General features: G+C 51.5%; 18 protein-coding genes. 10 read left to right on the top strand and 8 right to left on the bottom strand.

Annotated elements, in window-relative coordinates:
* Positions 1 to 19: 19 nt before the first annotated feature.
* Entirely contained in the window at positions 20 to 829 is an 810-nt protein-coding gene (locus ACWHYD_RS01150; RefSeq protein ID WP_447964115.1) for a hypothetical protein, read from the top strand.
* A 41-nt stretch (positions 830 to 870) separates the two neighbouring features.
* Here the strand turns inward: ACWHYD_RS01150 and ACWHYD_RS01145 are convergent, their stop codons facing one another.
* Positions 871 to 1437 (bottom strand): hypothetical protein, encoded by a 567-nt coding sequence (locus ACWHYD_RS01145; RefSeq protein WP_447964114.1) that lies wholly within the window; start codon positions 1435 to 1437, stop codon positions 871 to 873.
* 239 nt (positions 1438 to 1676) lie between these two features.
* On the opposite strand from ACWHYD_RS01145, the gene ACWHYD_RS01140 reads away from it, so the two are divergent.
* The 4 genes from ACWHYD_RS01140 to ACWHYD_RS01125 all read left to right on the top strand — a co-directional run bounded on the left by ACWHYD_RS01140 (position 1677) and on the right by ACWHYD_RS01125 (position 5604).
* On the top strand, positions 1677 to 3005 hold the full coding sequence (locus ACWHYD_RS01140) for an alkaline phosphatase D family protein (protein ID WP_447964113.1): 1329 nt from the start codon (positions 1677 to 1679) through the stop codon (positions 3003 to 3005).
* Positions 3006 to 3204: 199 nt separating this feature from the next.
* Positions 3205 to 4032 (top strand): class I SAM-dependent methyltransferase, encoded by an 828-nt coding sequence (locus ACWHYD_RS01135; RefSeq protein WP_447964112.1) that lies wholly within the window; start codon positions 3205 to 3207, stop codon positions 4030 to 4032.
* A gap of 201 nt (positions 4033 to 4233) precedes the next feature.
* Positions 4234 to 5229 carry a M28 family peptidase gene (locus ACWHYD_RS01130; RefSeq protein WP_447964111.1) on the top strand — a complete coding sequence of 332 codons (996 nt, stop codon included), beginning with the start codon at positions 4234 to 4236 and terminating at the stop codon, positions 5227 to 5229.
* A gap of 72 nt (positions 5230 to 5301) precedes the next feature.
* Positions 5302 to 5604: a methyltransferase gene (locus ACWHYD_RS01125; RefSeq protein ID WP_447964110.1), complete on the top strand. Its 303-nt coding sequence runs from the start codon at positions 5302 to 5304 to the stop codon at positions 5602 to 5604.
* An 11-nt stretch (positions 5605 to 5615) separates the two neighbouring features.
* On the opposite strand, the gene ACWHYD_RS01120 is transcribed toward ACWHYD_RS01125, so the two are convergent.
* Positions 5616 to 7214 carry a phytoene desaturase family protein gene (locus ACWHYD_RS01120; RefSeq protein ID WP_447964109.1) on the bottom strand — a complete coding sequence of 533 codons (1599 nt, stop codon included), beginning with the start codon at positions 7212 to 7214 and terminating at the stop codon, positions 5616 to 5618.
* Between the two features lie 205 nt (positions 7215 to 7419).
* Here ACWHYD_RS01120 and ACWHYD_RS01115 point away from each other — a divergent pair, with 205 nt between their 5' ends.
* Positions 7420 to 9012 (top strand): multicopper oxidase family protein, encoded by a 1593-nt coding sequence (locus tag ACWHYD_RS01115; protein ID WP_447964108.1) that lies wholly within the window; start codon positions 7420 to 7422, stop codon positions 9010 to 9012.
* 529 nt (positions 9013 to 9541) lie between these two features.
* On the top strand, positions 9542 to 10315 hold the full coding sequence (locus ACWHYD_RS01110) for a class I SAM-dependent methyltransferase (RefSeq protein WP_447964107.1): 774 nt from the start codon (positions 9542 to 9544) through the stop codon (positions 10313 to 10315).
* Positions 10316 to 10740: 425 nt separating this feature from the next.
* Here the strand turns inward: ACWHYD_RS01110 and ACWHYD_RS01105 are convergent, their stop codons facing one another.
* The 4 genes from ACWHYD_RS01105 to ACWHYD_RS01090 form a co-directional block, all read right to left on the bottom strand.
* Entirely contained in the window at positions 10741 to 11691 is a 951-nt protein-coding gene (locus ACWHYD_RS01105) for an alpha/beta hydrolase (RefSeq protein WP_447964106.1), read from the bottom strand.
* 92 nt (positions 11692 to 11783) lie between these two features.
* Positions 11784 to 12236 carry a VOC family protein gene (locus ACWHYD_RS01100; protein ID WP_447964105.1) on the bottom strand — a complete coding sequence of 151 codons (453 nt, stop codon included), beginning with the start codon at positions 12234 to 12236 and terminating at the stop codon, positions 11784 to 11786.
* Positions 12237 to 12520: 284 nt separating this feature from the next.
* Positions 12521 to 13036 carry a HEPN family nuclease gene (locus tag ACWHYD_RS01095; RefSeq protein WP_447964104.1) on the bottom strand — a complete coding sequence of 172 codons (516 nt, stop codon included), beginning with the start codon at positions 13034 to 13036 and terminating at the stop codon, positions 12521 to 12523.
* Positions 13037 to 13401: 365 nt separating this feature from the next.
* Positions 13402 to 14268, bottom strand: a complete 867-nt coding sequence (locus tag ACWHYD_RS01090) for an MliC family protein (protein WP_447964103.1) — start codon at positions 14266 to 14268, stop codon at positions 13402 to 13404.
* Positions 14269 to 14527: 259 nt separating this feature from the next.
* Here ACWHYD_RS01090 and ACWHYD_RS01085 point away from each other — a divergent pair, with 259 nt between their 5' ends.
* Positions 14528 to 15421, top strand: a complete 894-nt coding sequence (locus ACWHYD_RS01085) for a universal stress protein (protein ID WP_447964102.1) — start codon at positions 14528 to 14530, stop codon at positions 15419 to 15421.
* A gap of 143 nt (positions 15422 to 15564) precedes the next feature.
* Here ACWHYD_RS01085 and ACWHYD_RS01080 read toward each other — a convergent pair whose 3' ends face one another.
* A complete protein-coding gene (locus tag ACWHYD_RS01080; RefSeq protein ID WP_447964101.1) occupies positions 15565 to 15804 on the bottom strand; it encodes a YpsA SLOG family protein in 240 nt (79 codons plus the stop codon).
* A 71-nt stretch (positions 15805 to 15875) separates the two neighbouring features.
* Here ACWHYD_RS01080 and ACWHYD_RS01075 point away from each other — a divergent pair, with 71 nt between their 5' ends.
* Together ACWHYD_RS01075 and ACWHYD_RS01070 are read left to right on the top strand one after the other, a co-directional pair.
* Positions 15876 to 16703 (top strand): lipase family protein, encoded by an 828-nt coding sequence (locus tag ACWHYD_RS01075; RefSeq protein WP_447964100.1) that lies wholly within the window; start codon positions 15876 to 15878, stop codon positions 16701 to 16703.
* Between the two features lie 135 nt (positions 16704 to 16838).
* The gene (locus tag ACWHYD_RS01070) at positions 16839 to 18101 is read left to right on the top strand and encodes an MFS transporter (RefSeq protein ID WP_447964099.1); all 1263 of its coding nucleotides are present in this window, start codon (positions 16839 to 16841) and stop codon (positions 18099 to 18101) included.
* 27 nt (positions 18102 to 18128) lie between these two features.
* Here ACWHYD_RS01070 and ACWHYD_RS01065 read toward each other — a convergent pair whose 3' ends face one another.
* On the bottom strand, positions 18129 to 19226 hold the full coding sequence (locus tag ACWHYD_RS01065) for an SMP-30/gluconolactonase/LRE family protein (RefSeq protein ID WP_447964098.1): 1098 nt from the start codon (positions 19224 to 19226) through the stop codon (positions 18129 to 18131).
* Positions 19227 to 19409: the final 183 nt, after the last annotated feature.

Genomic DNA, 19409 nt, shown 5'->3' with positions numbered 1-19409 from the left:
AGGAAAAAGGAGATGGACCATGAAGAACAACAATGTGTTGTGGATATTACTGGCTAGTCTATCCCTGGTCATGGGGCTCGGTGCGTCCCATGCGTATGAAGTGGGGAATGTCCAGGCTGGTGGATCCATCCATGGAAGGGTTTCTTTCCTAGGCTCCCCGCCAGAGCCTTTACACTTTAAGGTAGAAAAAAATCCTGAGGTTTGTGGCCAGGAACGAAGCCTCATGAAAGTTGAATCTCGAGATGGATTCTTGACTGGTGCTGTGGTCGTGCTGGAGGGCGTCAATACGGGAAAATCTTTCTCCCCAAAAACCTTCACGGGGAATTTACCGGGCGAGGGTGCATTTCGATACCTGGGAGGGGAGTCCCTCGGGCTTCAAGTCAAAACCAAAGGATGTAATTTTGGTCCCTTCACGGGTGTTATCACAGCCAATGAAGCCGTGCGATTTCAAAACCAGGATTCGGTCAAGCATGTCCTGCACTCCTTTGTATCCAAGGATACCAAGGGAAAAATTCTGCGTACGGTCCATAATCAGGACCTTCAGCCCCATGATGCAATCGAACGGGTATTTCCCCCAGACAAAATGGAAGACGGTGTCGTGGTGCGGATCATTTGTAATCGCCATGACTTCATGCAGAATTGGCTGTATGTAGTGGACAATCCGTATTTCGCCATTTCCGATCAGGAGGGTCGGTTCACAATTAAGGAAATTCCTCCGGGAACGTACACCTTATTGGTCCGGCATCCGGTGTTGGGTGAACAGCGCCAGGTGGTCACCATAGACGCCCAAGCAAATTTGCAGGTGGTATTTCAGTTCGCGGATAAATGAAAGGGACCTGAAGCCTGGATGGTCACGGGATCTGATAGCCTTCAACACCCGAACCGGGGGTCACAGGGCGGTTGCTTAAAGCCTCCCTGTGGTGGAGGATTCCATTGGGGGCCAGGACCGGCAGGCTCTTGAAGATCGCTATTATCATAGGGCTCTTCGTTCCCGGTAACCCCATCCTCATAGGAATCTTTGAACATTTCACCCAACTCCTGCTCAAACTTCCCGTTTCCGTTTAAATCAATCCAAAAAAATACCGGGTCGCCAACCGTCAGGACAACCGGAGTGCCAAACTCGTCAAGCCAGACCTTATAGGTCCGACGTGCCGTCATGAAATTCACGGACCCGGAACCGGTCAGGTCGAATTCCCTGAAAAACATATCGTTGCGCCAATCATAGTAGGCATTGATTTCCCGAGGGTCGAATTCATCCGGCTCAATCGGAAGCTTTGTCCGTGGTTGAATGGAAGAAAACGGCGTGGCATTCATCGCCACAGGCTGAACCCGGTAAGAAGGTTGGTGATCAGCTTGATGAGCGAAGACAGCCTCCTCCTGGAAAGTGAGATAGAATGCCCCAAGCAAGGCAATATAGAGAAAGGGAGACGGCGTCATGGATGTTGCTCTTTTCTTCGTCTTTCAGGGAGACTAGCAAAATTGTATTCGTTGCAAGCGCAAAGGCGCAAATTTTGACGAGAGACCTTCACTCTTTCATTTTATCTGGAGTGCTTGTCGCGCGCTAAAAGGTTTCAGGAAATTATTCGAAATCGGCTTCATCCCCTTCCGACTCCTATCTCTATGACTCACTGGGGATTCCCACCGGCTGGAAAAATTTAAAAGGATTCACCATAACAATGAAGCAGAAATCCCACTGGCTAAGGCGTTGGGGACTTGCCCCGACTGACAGAAAAGAATGGGCATTGCTCTTCGGGCTTTGCGGAGCGCTGGGAGGGTGTGCCTCCGTAGAATTTCCGGATAGTGCAGAGCAAGAGAGCATCGAATTCAATTGCGCCGTGGGAGATGTGACACCAGATGAAGCCATCGTCTGGATCAAAACCTCCGACGCTCAAACCCTGACAATTCAATATTCCACCGACCCACAGTGGTCTTCCTTTCAAGAAACCGAGATGGTCTCAACGACTCCGGAAACCGATTTCACCGCACAGATTCCCCTCGGAGCTCTGAAACCAAAAACCCGGTATTGGTATCGGAGCCTGATGCAAGGGAAAAATCCCAGTCAGCCATGCCAATTCCTTACGGCACCCCTCGCAGAGGATTCCACAACGGTTACTTTTGTCATTAGCGGCGATACGCGACATAGTTTTCAGCCGTTTTCGATACTGGAAAGCGTGCGTCAGGTGAATCCCGATTTTTTTGTGTTTTTGGGCGACACCATTTACGCAGATAAAGATCCGCCCGCGAGGGAATTATCAGCCTATTGGAATAAGTATCGAGAAAACCGGGATGGATTTGCCAAACGGCTTTTCGCCGAAACGGGTGTCTATGTGATGTGGGACGATCACGAGGTGGACAATGACTTCACCTCAACGCATCTCCTCCTACCTATTGGTCGCCAGGCCTTTTTTGATTATTGGCCAATTCTTCGACAGAGGCAAGACTCAACGCGCCTCTATCGAAATTTTCGCTGGGGAAAGGCCGTGGAACTCTTTCTCTTGGACACCCGCCAATATCGAAATCCGGCAACCAATTCCATGTTGGGAGAAGATCAAAAACAATGGCTGTTTGCACAGCTCGCGGCTTCTTCCGCCAAATTTAAGTTTATTATCTCTTCAGTACCGTTTTCAGATCCCCGCGTCGATAAATGGGGAGAATATCCCGAAGAGCGTGATGAGATTCTGGAATTTTTAAGAAAAAATGGCATCACGGGCCTGCTATTTCTTGCCGGAGATGTGCATTATGCTGCGGTAAGTCCGATGCCTGGGATAATTAATCTCAAGGAATATATTTTCGGCCCACTGGCTGCCCCGATGCACCTGGATGTTTCTAGTGAGGACCCAAGATTTGAGTACTTGAATAACACTTCACCCAATTTCGGAAAAATTACGGTTCAATCCGATCAATTCAATCCGTCGGTCCACATAGAGTGGTTCGATGCGAACAGAACATTGCTTCACGAAGTCATCATTGAGGATGATCGGGACCATTCGTTGACCTCCCGGTAAATGAGGAAATCCTTAAAAGCTGTTGGACTGACTTTAAATCTCTGCCCTTCTAAATGGGAATATGGAAAGGTGCCATTGCGGCCGTTAAAAAAATCTGTTCCGCACAACAGACCATTAAGAATGTGTTGGTAGGCAGGCACACTCGTCCAGACCGTCCCCAACATGTTAGGGTTTCCGAGGTGTTTAACTCTGATAACTCATGATGCCTAATCCTTCTCATTCGTCCTCGCTGAAGACCCCGCCGGCATGGCTCTGTGAACTGCCGAAAAAAGACCCCTGGTCGAGACCGTTTGCCGAAAGCCTCTTGACCCATTTGGACCTCTTTGAAGGCGCCACAATACTGGATGTGGCCTGTGGGGATGGGATTCCTGCTTTTTATCTCGCTCATCATGTTGGACCAGGTGGCCGAGTCGTCGGAATTGATGCCAATCACGCCCAACTCATTCGCGCCCGCGCCGTTCAGGGACCGTATTTCCCCTGGCTGAAATTTGGGCATGGGGATGTCCGAACGTTGCCACCCGAACTCGGCCAATTTGATCGCATCACGGGCAACCTGTCATTCATGTTTTTTCGGCCTCACCGCCTGGAAGCCCTTCAGCAATTGGCTCGTTTTCTCAAGCCTGGAGGGCAATTGGTTCTCACCTTCCCCTCCCTTGGAACCTTTGATTCTTTATGGAAACGCGTGGACCGGGAAATGACCCAACAAGGGCTCACAAAAGAGCGAGAGAAATTTGCGGACTATCTCGCCGAACGGCCTTCTGCGTTGGATGCCAGAACATGGCTGGAAACCTGCGGGTTGATCAACATTGACGTGACCGAATATCCCCTGGAAGTGCAGACCGGTCCAGGCCAAGAGTTTCTGTATCACCCGTTGCTCCGTGGGGGATTTTTGGATGATGTCTATGAATGCTTCGCCGATCAAACATTGGCAGACCAATTCATGTATACGATTTCCCTCGACACACAAAGCTTCGTGCCGCTCTTCGCACAACGCTGTGTCATGGCTGGTTGGTTGCCCGAAAAGTAATGGAATCTTAAATAACGATGGATTATTTCCAATATGTCATCCCCAGCCGAAAGCGAAGCATCTGTGCCTAATGGCGATCCCATTGCTATTTCATCACATAAGCCTATCCTACTGAAGAATGCCAAATAACACCGCACCTCTGTGGGCGAATTCACGTGCAGGAATGGATCGACCCTGATTCTGAAAGGTCGGAGAAGAAAGATGAACACCTCACGGTGGGTCGTCATGGCGGGAACGTTGTTCGTTGTGTGTGCAGGAGGATGGTACGGAATGATTTGGATGCCGGGGAGTAGTTATCAAGGAGCCTTGCCATTAGCGACCGACGAAACACGTGACCTGGAGCAAAAACTCCACACCCATGTCCACATGCTGAGCATTCAAATAGGAGAACGCAATCTCTTTCACTACGACAAACTCCTGCTTGCAGCCGAATATATTCGCGATGAATTCAAAGCAGCCGGATATGATGTCCTCGACCAAAAATTCGACGTTTCCGGAAACATCTGTGAAAACATCGAAGCGGAAGTACCCGGCACGGATCGACGTGAAGACATCCTGGTCATTGGCGCGCATTATGATTCGGTCAAGGGGAGTCCCGGCGCGAATGATAACGGGACCGGAATCGCAGCAATGTTGGTCCTGGCCCGGCAGTTCGCCCAATCCCCTGTTTCTCGCACCCTCAGGTTTGTAGCCTTCTCCAACGAGGAACCCCCCTTCTTTCAAACCACAAGTATGGGGAGCCGCGTATATGCCCAACGCAGTCGCCAGAAGAATGAACGCATTATCCTCATGCTCAGCCTTGAAACAATTGGCTACTATTCTGAGGCACCGAACAGCCAAAGATACCCACCACCGCTCAGTCTCATTTACCCATCAAAGGGAAATTTCATCGGTTTTGTGAGTAACATTGGGAACAGGGATTGGGTGCAGAAGGCGGTAGGATTCTTTCGGCAGCACACCCAATTTCCCTCAGAAGGGGCCGCGTTACCTGAATTGTTGCCCGGAGTGGGCTGGTCGGATCATTGGGCATTCTGGCAGGAAGGATTCCCTGCCCTTATGGTCACGGATACCGCTCTATTTCGAGATCCGAATTACCACACCTCGAACGATACCCCTGATCACATTCACTTCGGCCACCTCGCACGTGTGGTCACGGGACTGCAACATGTCATCAGGGATATGGCCAACCAACCATGACAAAAGGTATGGGGAGAAACTGACCTCTCATTTATCCTCTCGTTTCACCCTTACGTCAGTCTCCTTTTCAAATTGTACCACTACACAAAATTCCTTATCACTGTTCGACTTGCTCTGCGGAAATATTTAGACGCTCTTGAGCCAGGTGGTTCTATCATTGTCAGCGAACTGATGATGGACGACGATAAGACAGGGCCACTCGCGGCTGCCATGATGTCACTGTGCATGTTAATCAATACGAAAAGCAGGAACTATACCTGGAGTGAGTACACGGCCTGGTTGAAGGAAGTGGGATTCACAGACGTGCGCCGTATTCCAATTCGTTCTCCCGGAGCCAATGGCCTCTTGCTCGGTAGAAAGCCCGAGAACGGATGAGAGTCTAGGAATTAATGCGTGGCGAGGGTTTTTGCAAAATCGAGATTGAGATCCTGGTAGATAATTTGTGCGGCATTTCGTCCCGGCGCCATGGTCACGCCCGCCCCCGGATGGCTGCCGGACCCGCACAAATAAACGTTGCGAACCGGAGACCGATAATGTCCCAACTCAGGTATCGGACGCATGGAGCCCATCTGATAGGGCACGAAGGCGCCATGCGTAATCGTCCCTTGAGGGGCACTCGGCATCAACTCCTCGAGATCCTTGGGACTATGGACAACTCTTTTCAAAATTTTGTTTCGAAGATCGGGGATATAATCCCTCGTTAACCTATCGATGACATAATCCGCAAAGGGTTCTTTAGCTTCGTTCCAAGTTCTCCCCCTAATCTTGCCGGTGGCATCGTCCTTCAGGGCATATGGAACAGGTTGCACGACGAGTTTCATTAAACCCCTGCCGGAAGGCACGCGCGTGGAGTCTCCGGCAGAGTCGTTACACACAAGACAAAATGGCTCTGCTGGTAAACGACCACCACGAACTTCATGGAAAAGACGAGAAAAGTAATCCAGGGACGCCGGGGTGGGATGGACATAGACAGATTGCCCGGCCAGCGGTCCCGCTTTGTACTCGACAGGGCTATCAAGCGCAAGGTAGACGACCATAACCGATTCCCCCAACTCATACTGCCGCATCTTCTTGGCAAGGTTCGTCCCTACCCGGTCTTCGCCGAGCAGGTGGAGAACGAGTTGTTGAGGATCAACATTTGAAGCGACCAGTGTGCCAACCTCCACCTCTTCCCCTCCAGCAAGCCGTACGGCAATCGCCTTCCCATTCTCCACGATGATGTCATTGACTCGGGCTTCCGTTTTTATTTCTCCCCCGTGTGCTTCCAGGAAACCAGCAAGTGCCAGGGGTAAATTACGCATACCCCCTTTCACCACGTTGTTTCCAAAGTGCTGAATCACCATCGTGAAGAGCCATGCCATACTCGCGCCGCCCACATCATCCGGAGAAGTCCCCACATGCAAATCCCAGGACCCGAATAGAGCCTTTGTTTCATCCACCTCGAACATCTCGTTACACCATGACCGGAAGGTTTGCAGTTGAAAGCGGTATTCGTCCAGGCCACCCGGTAAATTCTGCAATGTGGATGCTTGATCCGCAAAAGAAGGTGGTGGAGTATTGAATGAGGCGGCAATCTGGTCCTTCACCGTGAGAAATCGTTCGAATAGCGCACGCCACGTGGCAGAGTCCATTTTTGAAAATTGAGCGATACTCTGACACGTCTCATCGACATTCCGGCGGACAGAGATCGAGCGACCGTTCGGGAAGACGTGGGAAAAGCAAGGATCGGAATAGATCAGCTCGAAACCGTATCGGGCTAACTGCAGCTCATGGAGCGCCGGGGAAAAGCTTCCAACCTGAACGCAGAACGCATGTGTGTCTGACTGAAAACCGGGTAGGATGAGCTCTTCCGTGTTGGTCATGCCACCGATTGAATGATACTGTTCCAGCACAAGAACCTTGAGTCCGGCTTTCGCAAGATAGCAGGCGCATGTCAGTCCGTTATGACCACTTCCAATCACAATCGCGTCATATTTGGCTGGCATAATTTTTCTCCACAAACTCTCAGATATTTGCCAATATCTCTTTATTGAAAATCCACAAGGCGATAGTATACAAAGCGATGCCCCGCGGATCCACCAGACTCGCCTCGAAGTCGTCAATGGACCATAGAAGAAGTACCGCTGTTCCGTTTTTTTCTAGATATCATGTATGTGAAATCCTGATCACCTATTGAAAAGGAGGAACGCAATGACCGAGGACCATAGGGCATTATCACACGAAAAAATCTCCTCAGAGGAATCTCCCTTAACTCGACGTCAGTTGTTACGGGCAGCAGTCGGTGTGGGTGGTGGACTTCTGGCATCCGGTCTTGCTGCATGTGCTGAAGGGCCTCAGAGACTGTCCGCTGCAGGATCGAACGGCATGGGGCTAGCCACTTCAACCCCTGTGATAGATGAAGCAGGGCTCACCGCAAATTCGTCAGGCATTGCACACTTTACACAGCCGGAAGTGCGTCGATCGAAGCACGGGCTCCTTAATACCCAATTGCGTGTGGCCTTTGCCAACAACACACTCAACGGAGAACCTCTCCCACCGAATCGATCCTATGATGGTGGGCTCACTGGTCCGACTTTTCGAATCAAAGCCGGAGATCGCATGAAAGTCTACTTGTTCAACCAACTCCCTCAGGAACAAGGAGAATGTGGCCCACCCAACACCGAGAATTGCCCGAACACCACCAATTTACACACGCATGGGCTTCATATCTCACCGACGGGCAATAGTGACAATGTCCTGCTCGAAATTCCTCCCGGAAACGATCTTCAATTCCAGTTTGATATTCCTGACCATCATCATGCCGGAACCTTCTGGTATCACGCGCACCGGCATGGATCGACAGCATCTCAATTGCGAGAAGGCATGGCCGGCGCGTTGATTATTGAAGGCGATATTGATCAAGTGCCGGAAATCAAGGTGGCTCGCGATCAAGTGTTTCTTTTTCAGCAGCTCAGGATTCCGTTCGACAAGCCCGAAAACCAGTTGCCAACCACAATCAATGGATTATTGGAACCGGTGCTAACCCTTCAGCCGGGTGAGGTTCAACGTTGGCGCTTGATCCATGCCGGCATCGATGAATTGCTCACAATCGAACTTGTGAATGAAGAAGGCGTTCCTCAAGATCTCTATGTCATTGCCATTGATGGGATTACCCTAGGAAAGATCGATACGAGTAAGGAGGTTTTTCTGGCCCCCGGCAATCGCGCCGACGTGTTGATCAAAGCGGGGCCCAAAGGCATATACAGATTAAAAAAAAAGATGGAAGAAGTCGGGCTGGACGGAAATCCAGAATCCGAGCAACTCTTGGCGAATATTCAGGTAATGGGCCCACGAATCAATATGAGTCTCCCCAGCAACCGCGAGCTTCGGCCTTTGGCTCCATTTCGCCCGATTACAGACCAAGAACTCACTGACCCGCCTAAGCAGCCGGAATTGGTATTTGACATCGCCAACGGTCAGTTCATGATTGACGGGCAAGAGTTCGACCATACTCGTGTGGATCGGACAATGACACTCAATGGGGTCCAGGAGTGGACGTTATCCTCGAAGAACGGCAGCCATCCGTTTCACATTCACGTCAATCCATTCCAAGTGATCAAAATCAACGGGAAACCAGTGGACCCGGTCTGGCGCGACACCATCCTTATCAGAAGCAATCCCCCTGTGACGGTGACCATGCGAACCCGGTACGAGGTGTTTACCGGCAAGTATGTCTTGCATTGCCACAATCTGGTCCATGAGGATCGAGGCATGATGCAATTAATCGAAATTTTGTCCTCATGAATGGCAGAGGCATTTCTCTTTGTCTAAAAAGAAAACAATATCACCAATTTTTTTCAGGACGGCGCAGACATTCCTCCACCACATTCATTGCGCAAACCAAAACGATGGGAATGAACCACCCTATTTCATAAGGGAAAAAAGCCTATGAACTGAACAACAGGTAAAGCACAGGTGACGGAACAAATTTTGGAACTTAATCCAGACCCGGTCGGTGAAAAACCCGTGTGACCCGGATGACTGCCAGCAGGTTGACCCTCTTCCCGCTCTCATCGATTGTGGACGCGCTCAACCAGTACCCGAAAAAGGGTTATGCACGTTCCTTATGAACCCCACCTTATCCAGCGTGCACCCATACAGCTCAAGGATATACCTTTTTACCTGAAATGGGTGACGGATTATTATTCCTTTCAGACGCAACAGCTTGGAGTGTTGCCATGACACATCGAAGAAGAGACGAGAGAATTGGCATGGCGGAAACCAATGCGGTAAAAGGGGGAAAGTCGGATCACTGGCGCGACGAAGAGGGTTCGTGCAGACATCAACGACGGAGGCGCATATGACGACGGACTACAATCAGATTGCCAATCAATACAAGAAAGCGAAAGAGCAACCGTGGTGGACCAGGAGCGTGCTGTATTCAATGATGAACTTGATCGGGGATCTTGCCGATAAATCGGTGGTCGATGTGGCTTGCGGGGAAGGATGGCTGACACGAGAGCTCCGCAAGGCCGGTGCGTCTGAGGTGGTCGGCGTCGACATTTCTGAAGAAATGATCGAGCTGGCTCGCCGGCAGGAGGCCTATGAACCGCTCGGCATTGAATATCGTGTAGAGGACGCACGAGCGCCAACCTCGGCACAAAAGTTTGATATCTCAACTTCCACTTGCTTACTCGTCTATGCGTACAATCATGAGGAACTGAGTATGATGTGTGGCGGGCTGGCGCGGTGCATCAAATCCGGCGGACGATTCGTGACCTTAATCGTCAATCCGGATTTGTACTCAATGCAGGCCAACCCGCCGGACTACCGAAAATATGGTTTCCAGGCCCGGTTGCCTGAATCAGCGTATGAAGGTGCCCCGCTCGTCTGGACAATTTACTTAGACGACTCAACGATTGAGATCGAGAACTATTATATGCCGATGGGGGCTCATGAGTCGGCGCTTTACGACGCGGGGTTTCGCGACGTCACGTTCCATAACCTGACCATTGCCCCTGATCCACAAGCGGGTGAAGAGGGAAACTATTGGGAGGATATCCTCAGGTATCCGCCAGCTATTATGATCGACGGAATTAAGACATAAAGGAGCTTCACCCTGTTCCTTGCCTTTCGATTCCCTCCAATGTCGAGTTTGAGTAACAGTTCACAGCTTTCCAACGCAAGGAACGCCTAAAACGCACGATGTAGGGCGTCTACTCCGACCTGTGGTTAGGAGGCATATCCATATGATTCGGTCTCGTATGTCTACTGTTGATCCAAAGTAACATCGAATAAACCGGGATCAAGTATCCGTTTTGGGGTTTTTCAATGGATCCCCCGATGCCGTTCAAGTACCTTAGAACTTGAACCGTTGGTCCAGCACAAAAAATTGTATCGTGCCGGCCATTGATCGTTTGTCGGCGGAACAACCCTTCATGCGTTCTAAAACTCTCCTCCCATTTCGGCAAATCTTCGACCTGGACTGTGGCGACGATCCTGGGCACGGCGTTCCTATTGTAGTTATCTACGTTATGAGGCCCTACCCATGGCGCGCTTGAACGCTTCGACACCTTCCCTTATGGCGAGCGTGGAAATATCGGACTGCGCCAGAAAGTCAAAGCCGTGGACCGTGCCCGGGTAGTGGTGGAGTTCCACCGGGACGCCGGCTGCCATCAACCTCATCGCGTAGAGGATGCCTTCGTCACGCAGAGGGTCATGCTCACAGGTCATTACGTAAGCGGGCGGCAGGCCGGAGAGGTTATCCGCCCGCGCCGGTGCCGCATACGGAGACACCTCATCGCGGTCACGCCCGATATAGTGGTCCCACATGCGGAGATTGTTCCAATAATCCCAGATGTACAGGTCGGTTCCGGGCTTCATGGAGTCTGTCTCAGAACGGTCGTCAACCACCGGGTAGAATAGCATCTGATAAGCAATTTTCGGCCCGCCGCGATCTCGGGCCATTAGCGCAACAGCCGCAGACAGATTACCTCCTGCACTACCGCCTCCGATTGCGATACGGTTGGGATCAACCTGGAGTTCCTCTGCGTTGGCGGCGACCCATCTCAAAGCGGCATAGCAGTCTTCCACCCCTGCAGGGAAGGGATGCTCTGGAGCGAGTCGGTAATCAACGCCTACTGAGACGGCTCCTCCATCGGCCGTCATCGCGAGGCAACGCGGATGTTCACTCTCCAAATCGCCCATAATGAACGCCCCTCCATGGAAGTTGACGAAGGCCGGTCCCGCCTCGGTGCGATCCTTAGGAACGTAGAGGCGGATCGGCAGGGGTGGTGCACCCTTGGGACCTGGAATCGTCTTTTCGACTTCTTCAATTTGGTCGTGCCTGGGGCGTCCCGTTGACTTCTGCAATGCCTCACAGAATTCGGCTACGACCTTTCGCGCGCCCAGGACGTCTGTGACATCGACGCGGGGGAACGCCTGTGCCACCTTTTCAATCGTTGGGTCATATACACGCTTCATGTCAATTCCTTCCGAAAAGTCGAGACCGCATATGGATCAAGCTCAGCCGCAGCGACCCTCATGGCGGCCGACCGTCGGCTGCAGCGGCTGGTTCAGCGTTTCCTTCGGCTTTGATTCCATTCCGCCAGTTCCACAGTGATGCCCTCCGGTCCGGAAAGAAAGACCAGCTTGCGGTCATGGAAGTCCATGACCTCGTTCCGGAGTTGAACGCCGTGGGCTTGAAGTTTTGCCACCTCGGCCTCCAGATCGTCCACGGCAAAACAGACGTGGTTGAATCCCAGTTTGGTGAGATTGCGAATAGCCGGGTCCGGGAGAGGATCCGGGGAACGATAGTTGAGTAGTTGCACCTCCGTTCGTGGTGAGACATTGGGGAGCACGAGCGTGATGTGTTCAGCCTCGATACCGTCCACTCCCATATAGTTCGAGAACTGCGGGCCTGCGATCACGACGGACTTGTCTTCCTTGAACCCCAACAGGCCGAAAAACTGCTTGGCCTTCTCGACATTTCTGACCACAATGGTGACGTGGTCGAAGTGTTTGATCATGGCTCCTCCTCCTGTCACTGGTCGTCACTCAGCCCATCTTCCCCAAACGGTCATCAAGCACTAGAGAGAACCTCCCTCTGCCCTCAGCATCTGCCAAGTGCTCCTGTACCATGGCAGCCGAACGTTGGGGTTGAGCTGCAGTGAGATTGCGGACTGTCAGCTACCCATCCAGCTATGTTTCATGTCCCTGTTGCCACCTGCGGCTGGCTGGACATTCCAAATGAGCCGCGCACGTCCTAGAGCCACCGCCCGTCCACTCCATTTCCGTGTTAGCCCGCGCACTACTAGCCGATGACTTCGTCAACATGCTTTCCGTAAAGATGACAGAACTTCAAGAGATCGGCCGCGGTGATCGATGCCCGCCAATAAACCGGGCTTGTCTTGGACAAGGCATCCTCGACCGTAATCCGAACGTCAGCGGGAAGGGAGCTGTCAGATGAGAAGGCTAGTCTGGCATGAGCTGCGCCGTTCCGGAGGTGATAAATAAGTTCGCCGAGTGTGTGATTTGGGGCGCCACCCAATGTGAAAGTCCATGACGGCCAACCCTTTTCGGCCAAATCGACGAGCCGTTCGCTCAACGTGCACCGGACGTATTTCTTTTCACAAGTGAACACCACGAGCCCGAGAAGAGAATTCACGGTCTGAGTAACAAGATGAATCCCGGACCCGTCGCTGCGACTGTGGTCGGCGCGCCAGGCTTGCTCGAGGAATTCTAGGTTCGCCAGAGTGAGCGACGCGAAACGAATCGCATCGTTACGCCCAATCGTTGTAGTATCGAGTATTTCTTCCGCTTCTCCCATGACTGTTTAGTGGGGGCTAACATTGATTTATATATTTCTTCAATCAACGGTAGGAGTTTAGTAATTTGGGATTATAAGAGCAAGAAATCTCGATCGACCAAATCAAACAACAGGCAATTAAGTAGGATGTCCTGACATTTTCGAAATGCATAGTCAAACCGTTTTTAAAAACCGACGATTAAGGGAGGGAGAGTGACGAGAAGAAAAAATGGTTGGTCATATCAGGAAATGGGGTCGGTGTTGATGCCGCCGTTGACCATGTAGCTGGCGCGGAGACAGTCTGCTCCTGCTATTTACCGACCAAAAACAACGCTGTGGGCAGTTTGAGATATCCCGTGTCGGTGTTTAAGCTGTATGGGCTTGCATTACGATGTCTTTTTGCAATGCATCGACGGCGCACCGAAACCCCAGGTAATTAACGCTTCCCCTTGATGTTCCCAAAAGGTCTCGTTGCGACCGTGGTACTTAGTCCCACTGCCGCTCGGCTGTAAGAACATCAGCGAGACGCTATCCCCGCGTTCGGCAATCAACGTTGGAGGCTGGGTCTGGAAAAACATGGCGACGACCTCATTGGCGGAGGTGTCCCCGCACAGGAAACTGATCGGCCCACTGTGGGGTACCAGCCGATACCTGGCCTGCAGTTCGGCGATGCGGCGTGTGTACTCATCCCGGACACATCCGCGTGTGTCTCCGCTTTTCCAACAGTCGTCGCGCCCTTTGATCCACCCGCGTTGCTCTGTCTTGAGGACAGAAGGATGCTCGTTGCTCGCTTTTTTCGATGCAGAAGCGTAGACATCGGACAGCTTGCGATCGAGCGCAGATAATTCCTCATCCTTGCAAATCATCGCCTCGATGCTACCGCCAATAACATTGATACAAGCGAACGAGGGGCCTTGCGCCTTGGCAGCTCCGCCGGGATTCCCAACACTTTTCGATGACGTGCGGTTCTCCAGAACCATTTGATCGATGTGTCGGCACCAGGCTTCGGTGTCACGACTCGGAACATCCGGCTTGTCCCGAATACCAAGCTTGAACTCGATCACCGACTTCCATTCGTCTGAACCGATGTCCGGGCCATGCCCTTGGCCGTCGCTCGTCGGAACGTTCTCCTCGATGAATCGATACCATGAGTCGGAACAAAGCGTCTTTGCCGCCTTACCCGACGCCAGACCGCCAATGGACTGGGCGATCGCTGCCACAATGAAGAGGACGATTGCTACCCACTTGCTCATGAAAATTGTCCTGTCGCCATCTCATACTAGCGGTCAACCATCGTCTGTTACGTACTCTGGCGTTCGAAGTTTGGCAGGACATCGTGTAGGCATAAGGTGTGCCTCAACGACTTTGAAAAGTTGCTTCATTGTGCCCTCATGTCGTCAATTTGACAATACACGTTGAACCGTTATTATTCTTCAACGATCATTTGAGGAACAATTGTGCCGCTTATGATCGTGGACCGAAGTGTTGCAGGTCTATCGTGAAAGAAGTTTCATGCCCAACCATCGTTTACGACAACCGCTTCTCCGATCTGTGGTTCATTGTTCCGATTTTAGCCCAGGCAGTCATACGGCTTTCGCCCATGCTCTTAAAGCAGCCTTAACTGCCAAAGCAAAGCTTTCGATTTTGCACGTCGCCGACGATATGGAGGCGAATTGGACAGAGTTTCCTGGAGTCAGAAATATACTTGAACGATGGGAACTGTTACCGAGGAATAGCCCACGGTCAGCAGTACCGGAATTGGGGATAAATGTTAGAAAGTTAACGATCCAACATAAGGATCCCGTTAAATCCGTCGTGGAGTGGTTAGAACATCACCCAACCGATCTCCTTGTTCTAGCGACTCAACAGGACAACAACCGGGTTTTCTGGATGAGCAGGTCGGTGGCCAAGCCGATTACGAGGAAATCACGCTTGATGACCCTCTTGATACCGAAGGGAATCATGGGTTTTGTGTCTAAGCAAGATGGTGCCGTCTCATTGAAGCATATTGTAATCCCGGTGGCAGCTGATCCTAACCCCCAACCTGCGATCCAGGCAGCCGCCCGTCTTGTGCAACAACTCAATTGCCCGTCCGGTCGGTTCACCGTCCTCCACGTCGGCGAGAACGGCCAAATGCCGACCGTACGATTTCCGTCAGTACCAGGGTGGAGTTGGACCAAGGTCACAGAAGACGGCGACATTTCAAAGATTATTCTGAAGACCGTCAAGGACCATAAAGCAGATCTCTTAATCATGACAACGGCAGGGCGTCGCGGATTCTTGGATGCGTTGCGGGGCAGTCAGACGGAACAAGTTCTTAGAAAAGCATCCTGCCCGGTCTTGACGATTCCGGCTGGAGGATGGATGGCCTCTTTACTGGAGACCGAAACGGATGGAGACACTTAGCCCAAACTTATTTTCAGTTGATTCTTTAAATACCGCGTAACGAGCTGCGCCTAACAGCCCTGTTGGTATTGTCAGCATACCCCACTTTTTGGTGGTGTCGGTTTATTCGCATCATGGTCACTCAATTCCTCATCTCCTGTCAGCTACCGCACAATTTCGTCAACCGTTTGCTTGCGAGTCGTCTTCTTCAGATCCACGTGATGATAGGGCTTTTCCGGATGGTGGACCTCCATGGCGATCTTCAACGAACCACCCGCCGACAGCCCATAGGTAAAGATGATGGTGGCATCTGGATCAATCACATTGGCTTGAGTCCTGGAAAAATACTCTGGGGAGGTCATCTCGGTTACAGGTTTTCGACCGGCCCCGAGCCAAACCTCCATAGGTCTCGCCCCTTTTCTTCCTAAGCGTCCGATGCCGCCAGTCTGAGTGGTGATGGATGGTAGGAGCAGTCATGTCGAGCAAACCCATGTATTTCCCACCGGCCCCATTCGATTTAGCCGAGGCGGTGGAATGTTCCGATCTGGTGGATATGGCCTATGGTATGTACTACCAATGGGTACAGCAGGGTAAACCCCACACGCCAAATGATTTACGTTGGCAACTTCCTCATAACTCGCCGTATCGCTTCGGCGAACCGATCTGGGGCAATTCCGAGGTACTTGTGTTTTGGGATTTGGAACCCTTTGCCTTGGTAGCCCAGCGGGACGACAAGGCTTATGCCATTTTCCGCGGGACGGAAACCCTGGAGGATTGGTACAAGGATGCGGAAGTCAAACAAGTTCCTTATGAGCTGCCACATATTTCCAATGTTGGTCTCGTGCATGAAGGATTCTTTGACCTGTATAAATCCCTTCGTCTCCCCCTCTTATCGCAACTCAATGCGCTGCAAGGCATTCGCACGTTGTACATCACCGGCCACAGCCTGGGTGCAGCCTTGGCCATGGTATCTACACCGGACTTAATGGCCAACGCGTTGACGCAACATACTCCAAACGTCTTCCAATACAATTTAGCGGGTCCCCGTGCTTGCGATCCAAAGTTGGCCACCTTTCTTAATACCGGTCATGCTCACATTTATCGGATTGTGAATAGTTGCGATCTGGTGCCGGAAGTGCCCCCGTCGGTATACCTTGGTATTACGGAAAAGGTCCTGTATGAACATGTGGGCTACCCTGTGACCTTCACCGCGCAATACGGGGATGTCCCCGGTAACCATGCTCATCACACCAGTTACAATTACGCGTTAAAAAATTCCCAACAACCTCAAGGCACGGTATAAACCAGTCATGGAAGGGTAGAGCCCTTGCATCAACACCAAAACCAGAAAGTCGACATGGTTGCTCATACAAAACGGTTTAGAGTGAATGAATAGCCTCCTGCGAGGTTCGCGTGGGAGTGAAGGGATTTCAATTCATTGGAGAGTGAAGCGCTAACTTCGTCCCGGCAACGCATTATCCTAGCCGGGCTCATCGGCAACGTGATGGAGTGGTATGACTTTGCCGTGTACGGCTATTTTGCCGCCATCATTGGACGCCAATTTTTTCCGTCCGATAATCCAGCCGTTTCATTGATCACGGCCTTCGGTGCGTTCGCCGCAGGCTTTTTGGTTCGGCCCTTGGGAGGTTTGTTATTTGGCCGGATCGGTGATTCCATCGGACGCACCCGCGCGCTGACGCTTTCAGTCATCACCATGGCTGTTCCCACAGTGTTGATTGGTCTTTTACCTACTCACGCGGAAATCGGATTGGCGGCCCCTGTTTTGCTGGTCGCTTTTCGAATGATTCAGGGATTATCGGTGGGCGGGGAGTACACGAGTTCCTTGGTCTTTTTGGTAGAAAATTCTCCGCACAATCGAAGAGCCTTCAGTGCCATTTGGGGTGTCTGGGGGGCAGGAGCTGGGATCCTCTTAGGCTCCGGTGTCGGGGCACTCCTGACGAATGGGCTTGATGAGGCACAAGTAGTCAGTTGGGGTTGGCGTCTTCCATTTATCCTGGGTGCGCTGGTAGCCGGCACTGGATATTTTGTCCGGCGTAATATCCACACTGAAAGGCCTGTCGGTGAAACGACAAGCCCGGTCCTCGATTCCTTTGGGAAACACCGCTCATCAGTCATGAAGGTCGCACTCCTTAATGTTGGGTATGGCATTTCTTTTTACGCGGCTTTTGTCTATGCCGTCACCTACATCAAGGAAATCGATCATTTGCCTGAGGGCGTGGCCTTTAATCTGAACACGTTAAGCATGGCCCTGTTGTTATTGTTCCTTCCGATGGGCGCCTGGCTATCGGACAGAATCGGGCGTAAGCCTGTATTGATCGCTGCCGGTACGCTGTTGACCTTCGGGGCCATTCCGCTTTTCCACTTGATCCACACGACTCATCCGATAACTATTCTCCTTGGGGAATTGGGGTTCGCGTTGATCATCGGAATGTTAGCCGGAGGGATTGTTGCCGCCAATGTGGAATTGATTCCGGCTCCCGTCCGATGCACCGGCCTCGCGTTTGCGTATAACCTTTCGATCGGCGTGTTTGGCGGCACTACGCCGCTGATGGCCGCCTGGCTGATTTCAGCTTCAGGCAATCCGATCATGCCGGCGTATTGGATCGCCATGGGTGGAGCGGTCACCTTGCTGACATCAATCTTCCTTATTCGCGAAACGGCGTTCATCGAACTTGACTGATTTGAGCGTGGCCCACGACTTTCTCCGTTATCGGCCTGTCGACATGGCATATGTAAGGATGGCGTTGCCCAGGCCTGTAAAGTAGACGGTGTCGAAATTAGGAGAAAAGAACAGCCCCGTGAGAAAATTCGGTAATGGGTTGAAAGCCTCCGGGGTCAACACTTCATTACGAGGCTGACCAAGATGACTACGCTTGGTCCATTCCTTCAAAAAGTCAGAGTGGCTTGTCGACGTCGCCTGAAAGACCGTGTGCACCGCGCGACAAGTATTATCGACTACCATGACTTTATTCCCTACAAATGAAGCGATCCATAGATTGTTGTCACTGTCGACGGCTAGATTGTCCGGTACATACACGTTCTGGTAGACCTCGCTCTCCGAGACCGAGCCGCTCTCAACATCAACACGGAAGCGAAGCACGCGATCCATCATCGATTCCGACACGTACATATACTTCTCTGTCTTGTCGAACGTGATTCCGTTCGCGAAGTAAAGATTGTTGGCAACTTCTTCGGCTTTCTCAGCAAAATCCTCCCCCGACCCCTGCAATTTAAAAACAGCTCCCGTAGGGACAGGTAGGTTTACGCTGGCCCAGAGATCTTCTTTCCCACGGGCTTCTATATTGTTGGTCGACTGAGTGAACCAGATCGTCCCGTTGCGGTCTCGATACACACTGTTGACCCCATATGGATGATCATAAATAAGCCGCGTCTCTTCGGTTTGAGTATCTACTCTGTAAATTTTTCCTGAATAAATATCCCCTACAAGCAGGTGACGGGTGTCATGCTCCAGAAACACAGCTTGGACCCCTCCGGCAGGATCCGGGGGAGTATGAACGTATCCCACCTCGATGAATCGACCAAAAGGGCGATGGGAATTGTTTGGCTCAATAAGGTAGAGGCCAAATCTTTCATCCGCCACGACCAGGCGACCATCAGGTAAGGCTTTCCCGTCTTCAGGTCGGGCTAACGGTCTATCTTGAGGAAAAATATGCGATTGGTCGAATGTCCATCGTGGAAAACCAGGAGATTGGCATAGAGAGGATGATTGAACTTCCTCAACACTACAAACACTCATGACTAACACAACCAATATGAAACGAGAGATCGTGTGAGGGTACATCATTCGTCCTTTCTTAAAGCTGTCCCAGGCTATTTGGGTGAGTCTGTGATCACCTGAATAAACCCACGCCGATTGATCGACCAAAATCAAGAGAAAAGTAAGAGGGAAAAAGGGAGAAGAGTCAAAATTTCACCTTGCCGTTGTAACTATTCTACCGGAATAATTTCGGGAGATTCGACATTATGG

This window comes from Nitrospira sp. Ecomares 2.1 (assembly GCF_965152585.1).
This window is presented reverse-complemented; position numbering and strand designations above follow the sequence as displayed.

Coding starts and splice junctions, on each gene's coding strand:
- ACWHYD_RS01150 (WP_447964115.1), top strand. CDS start 20: ATGAAGAACAACAATGTGTTGTGGATATTACTGGCTAGTCTATCCCTG.
- ACWHYD_RS01145 (WP_447964114.1), bottom strand. CDS start 1,437: ATGACGCCGTCTCCCTTTCTCTATATTGCCTTGCTTGGGGCATTCTAT.
- ACWHYD_RS01140 (WP_447964113.1), top strand. CDS start 1,677: ATGAAGCAGAAATCCCACTGGCTAAGGCGTTGGGGACTTGCCCCGACT.
- ACWHYD_RS01135 (WP_447964112.1), top strand. CDS start 3,205: ATGATGCCTAATCCTTCTCATTCGTCCTCGCTGAAGACCCCGCCGGCA.
- ACWHYD_RS01130 (WP_447964111.1), top strand. CDS start 4,234: ATGAACACCTCACGGTGGGTCGTCATGGCGGGAACGTTGTTCGTTGTG.
- ACWHYD_RS01120 (WP_447964109.1), bottom strand. CDS start 7,214: ATGCCAGCCAAATATGACGCGATTGTGATTGGAAGTGGTCATAACGGA.
- ACWHYD_RS01115 (WP_447964108.1), top strand. CDS start 7,420: ATGACCGAGGACCATAGGGCATTATCACACGAAAAAATCTCCTCAGAG.
- ACWHYD_RS01105 (WP_447964106.1), bottom strand. CDS start 11,691: ATGAAGCGTGTATATGACCCAACGATTGAAAAGGTGGCACAGGCGTTC.
- ACWHYD_RS01100 (WP_447964105.1), bottom strand. CDS start 12,236: ATGATCAAACACTTCGACCACGTCACCATTGTGGTCAGAAATGTCGAG.
- ACWHYD_RS01095 (WP_447964104.1), bottom strand. CDS start 13,036: ATGGGAGAAGCGGAAGAAATACTCGATACTACAACGATTGGGCGTAAC.
- ACWHYD_RS01090 (WP_447964103.1), bottom strand. CDS start 14,268: ATGAGCAAGTGGGTAGCAATCGTCCTCTTCATTGTGGCAGCGATCGCC.
- ACWHYD_RS01085 (WP_447964102.1), top strand. CDS start 14,528: ATGCCCAACCATCGTTTACGACAACCGCTTCTCCGATCTGTGGTTCAT.
- ACWHYD_RS01080 (WP_447964101.1), bottom strand. CDS start 15,804: ATGGAGGTTTGGCTCGGGGCCGGTCGAAAACCTGTAACCGAGATGACC.
- ACWHYD_RS01075 (WP_447964100.1), top strand. CDS start 15,876: ATGTCGAGCAAACCCATGTATTTCCCACCGGCCCCATTCGATTTAGCC.
- ACWHYD_RS01065 (WP_447964098.1), bottom strand. CDS start 19,226: ATGATGTACCCTCACACGATCTCTCGTTTCATATTGGTTGTGTTAGTC.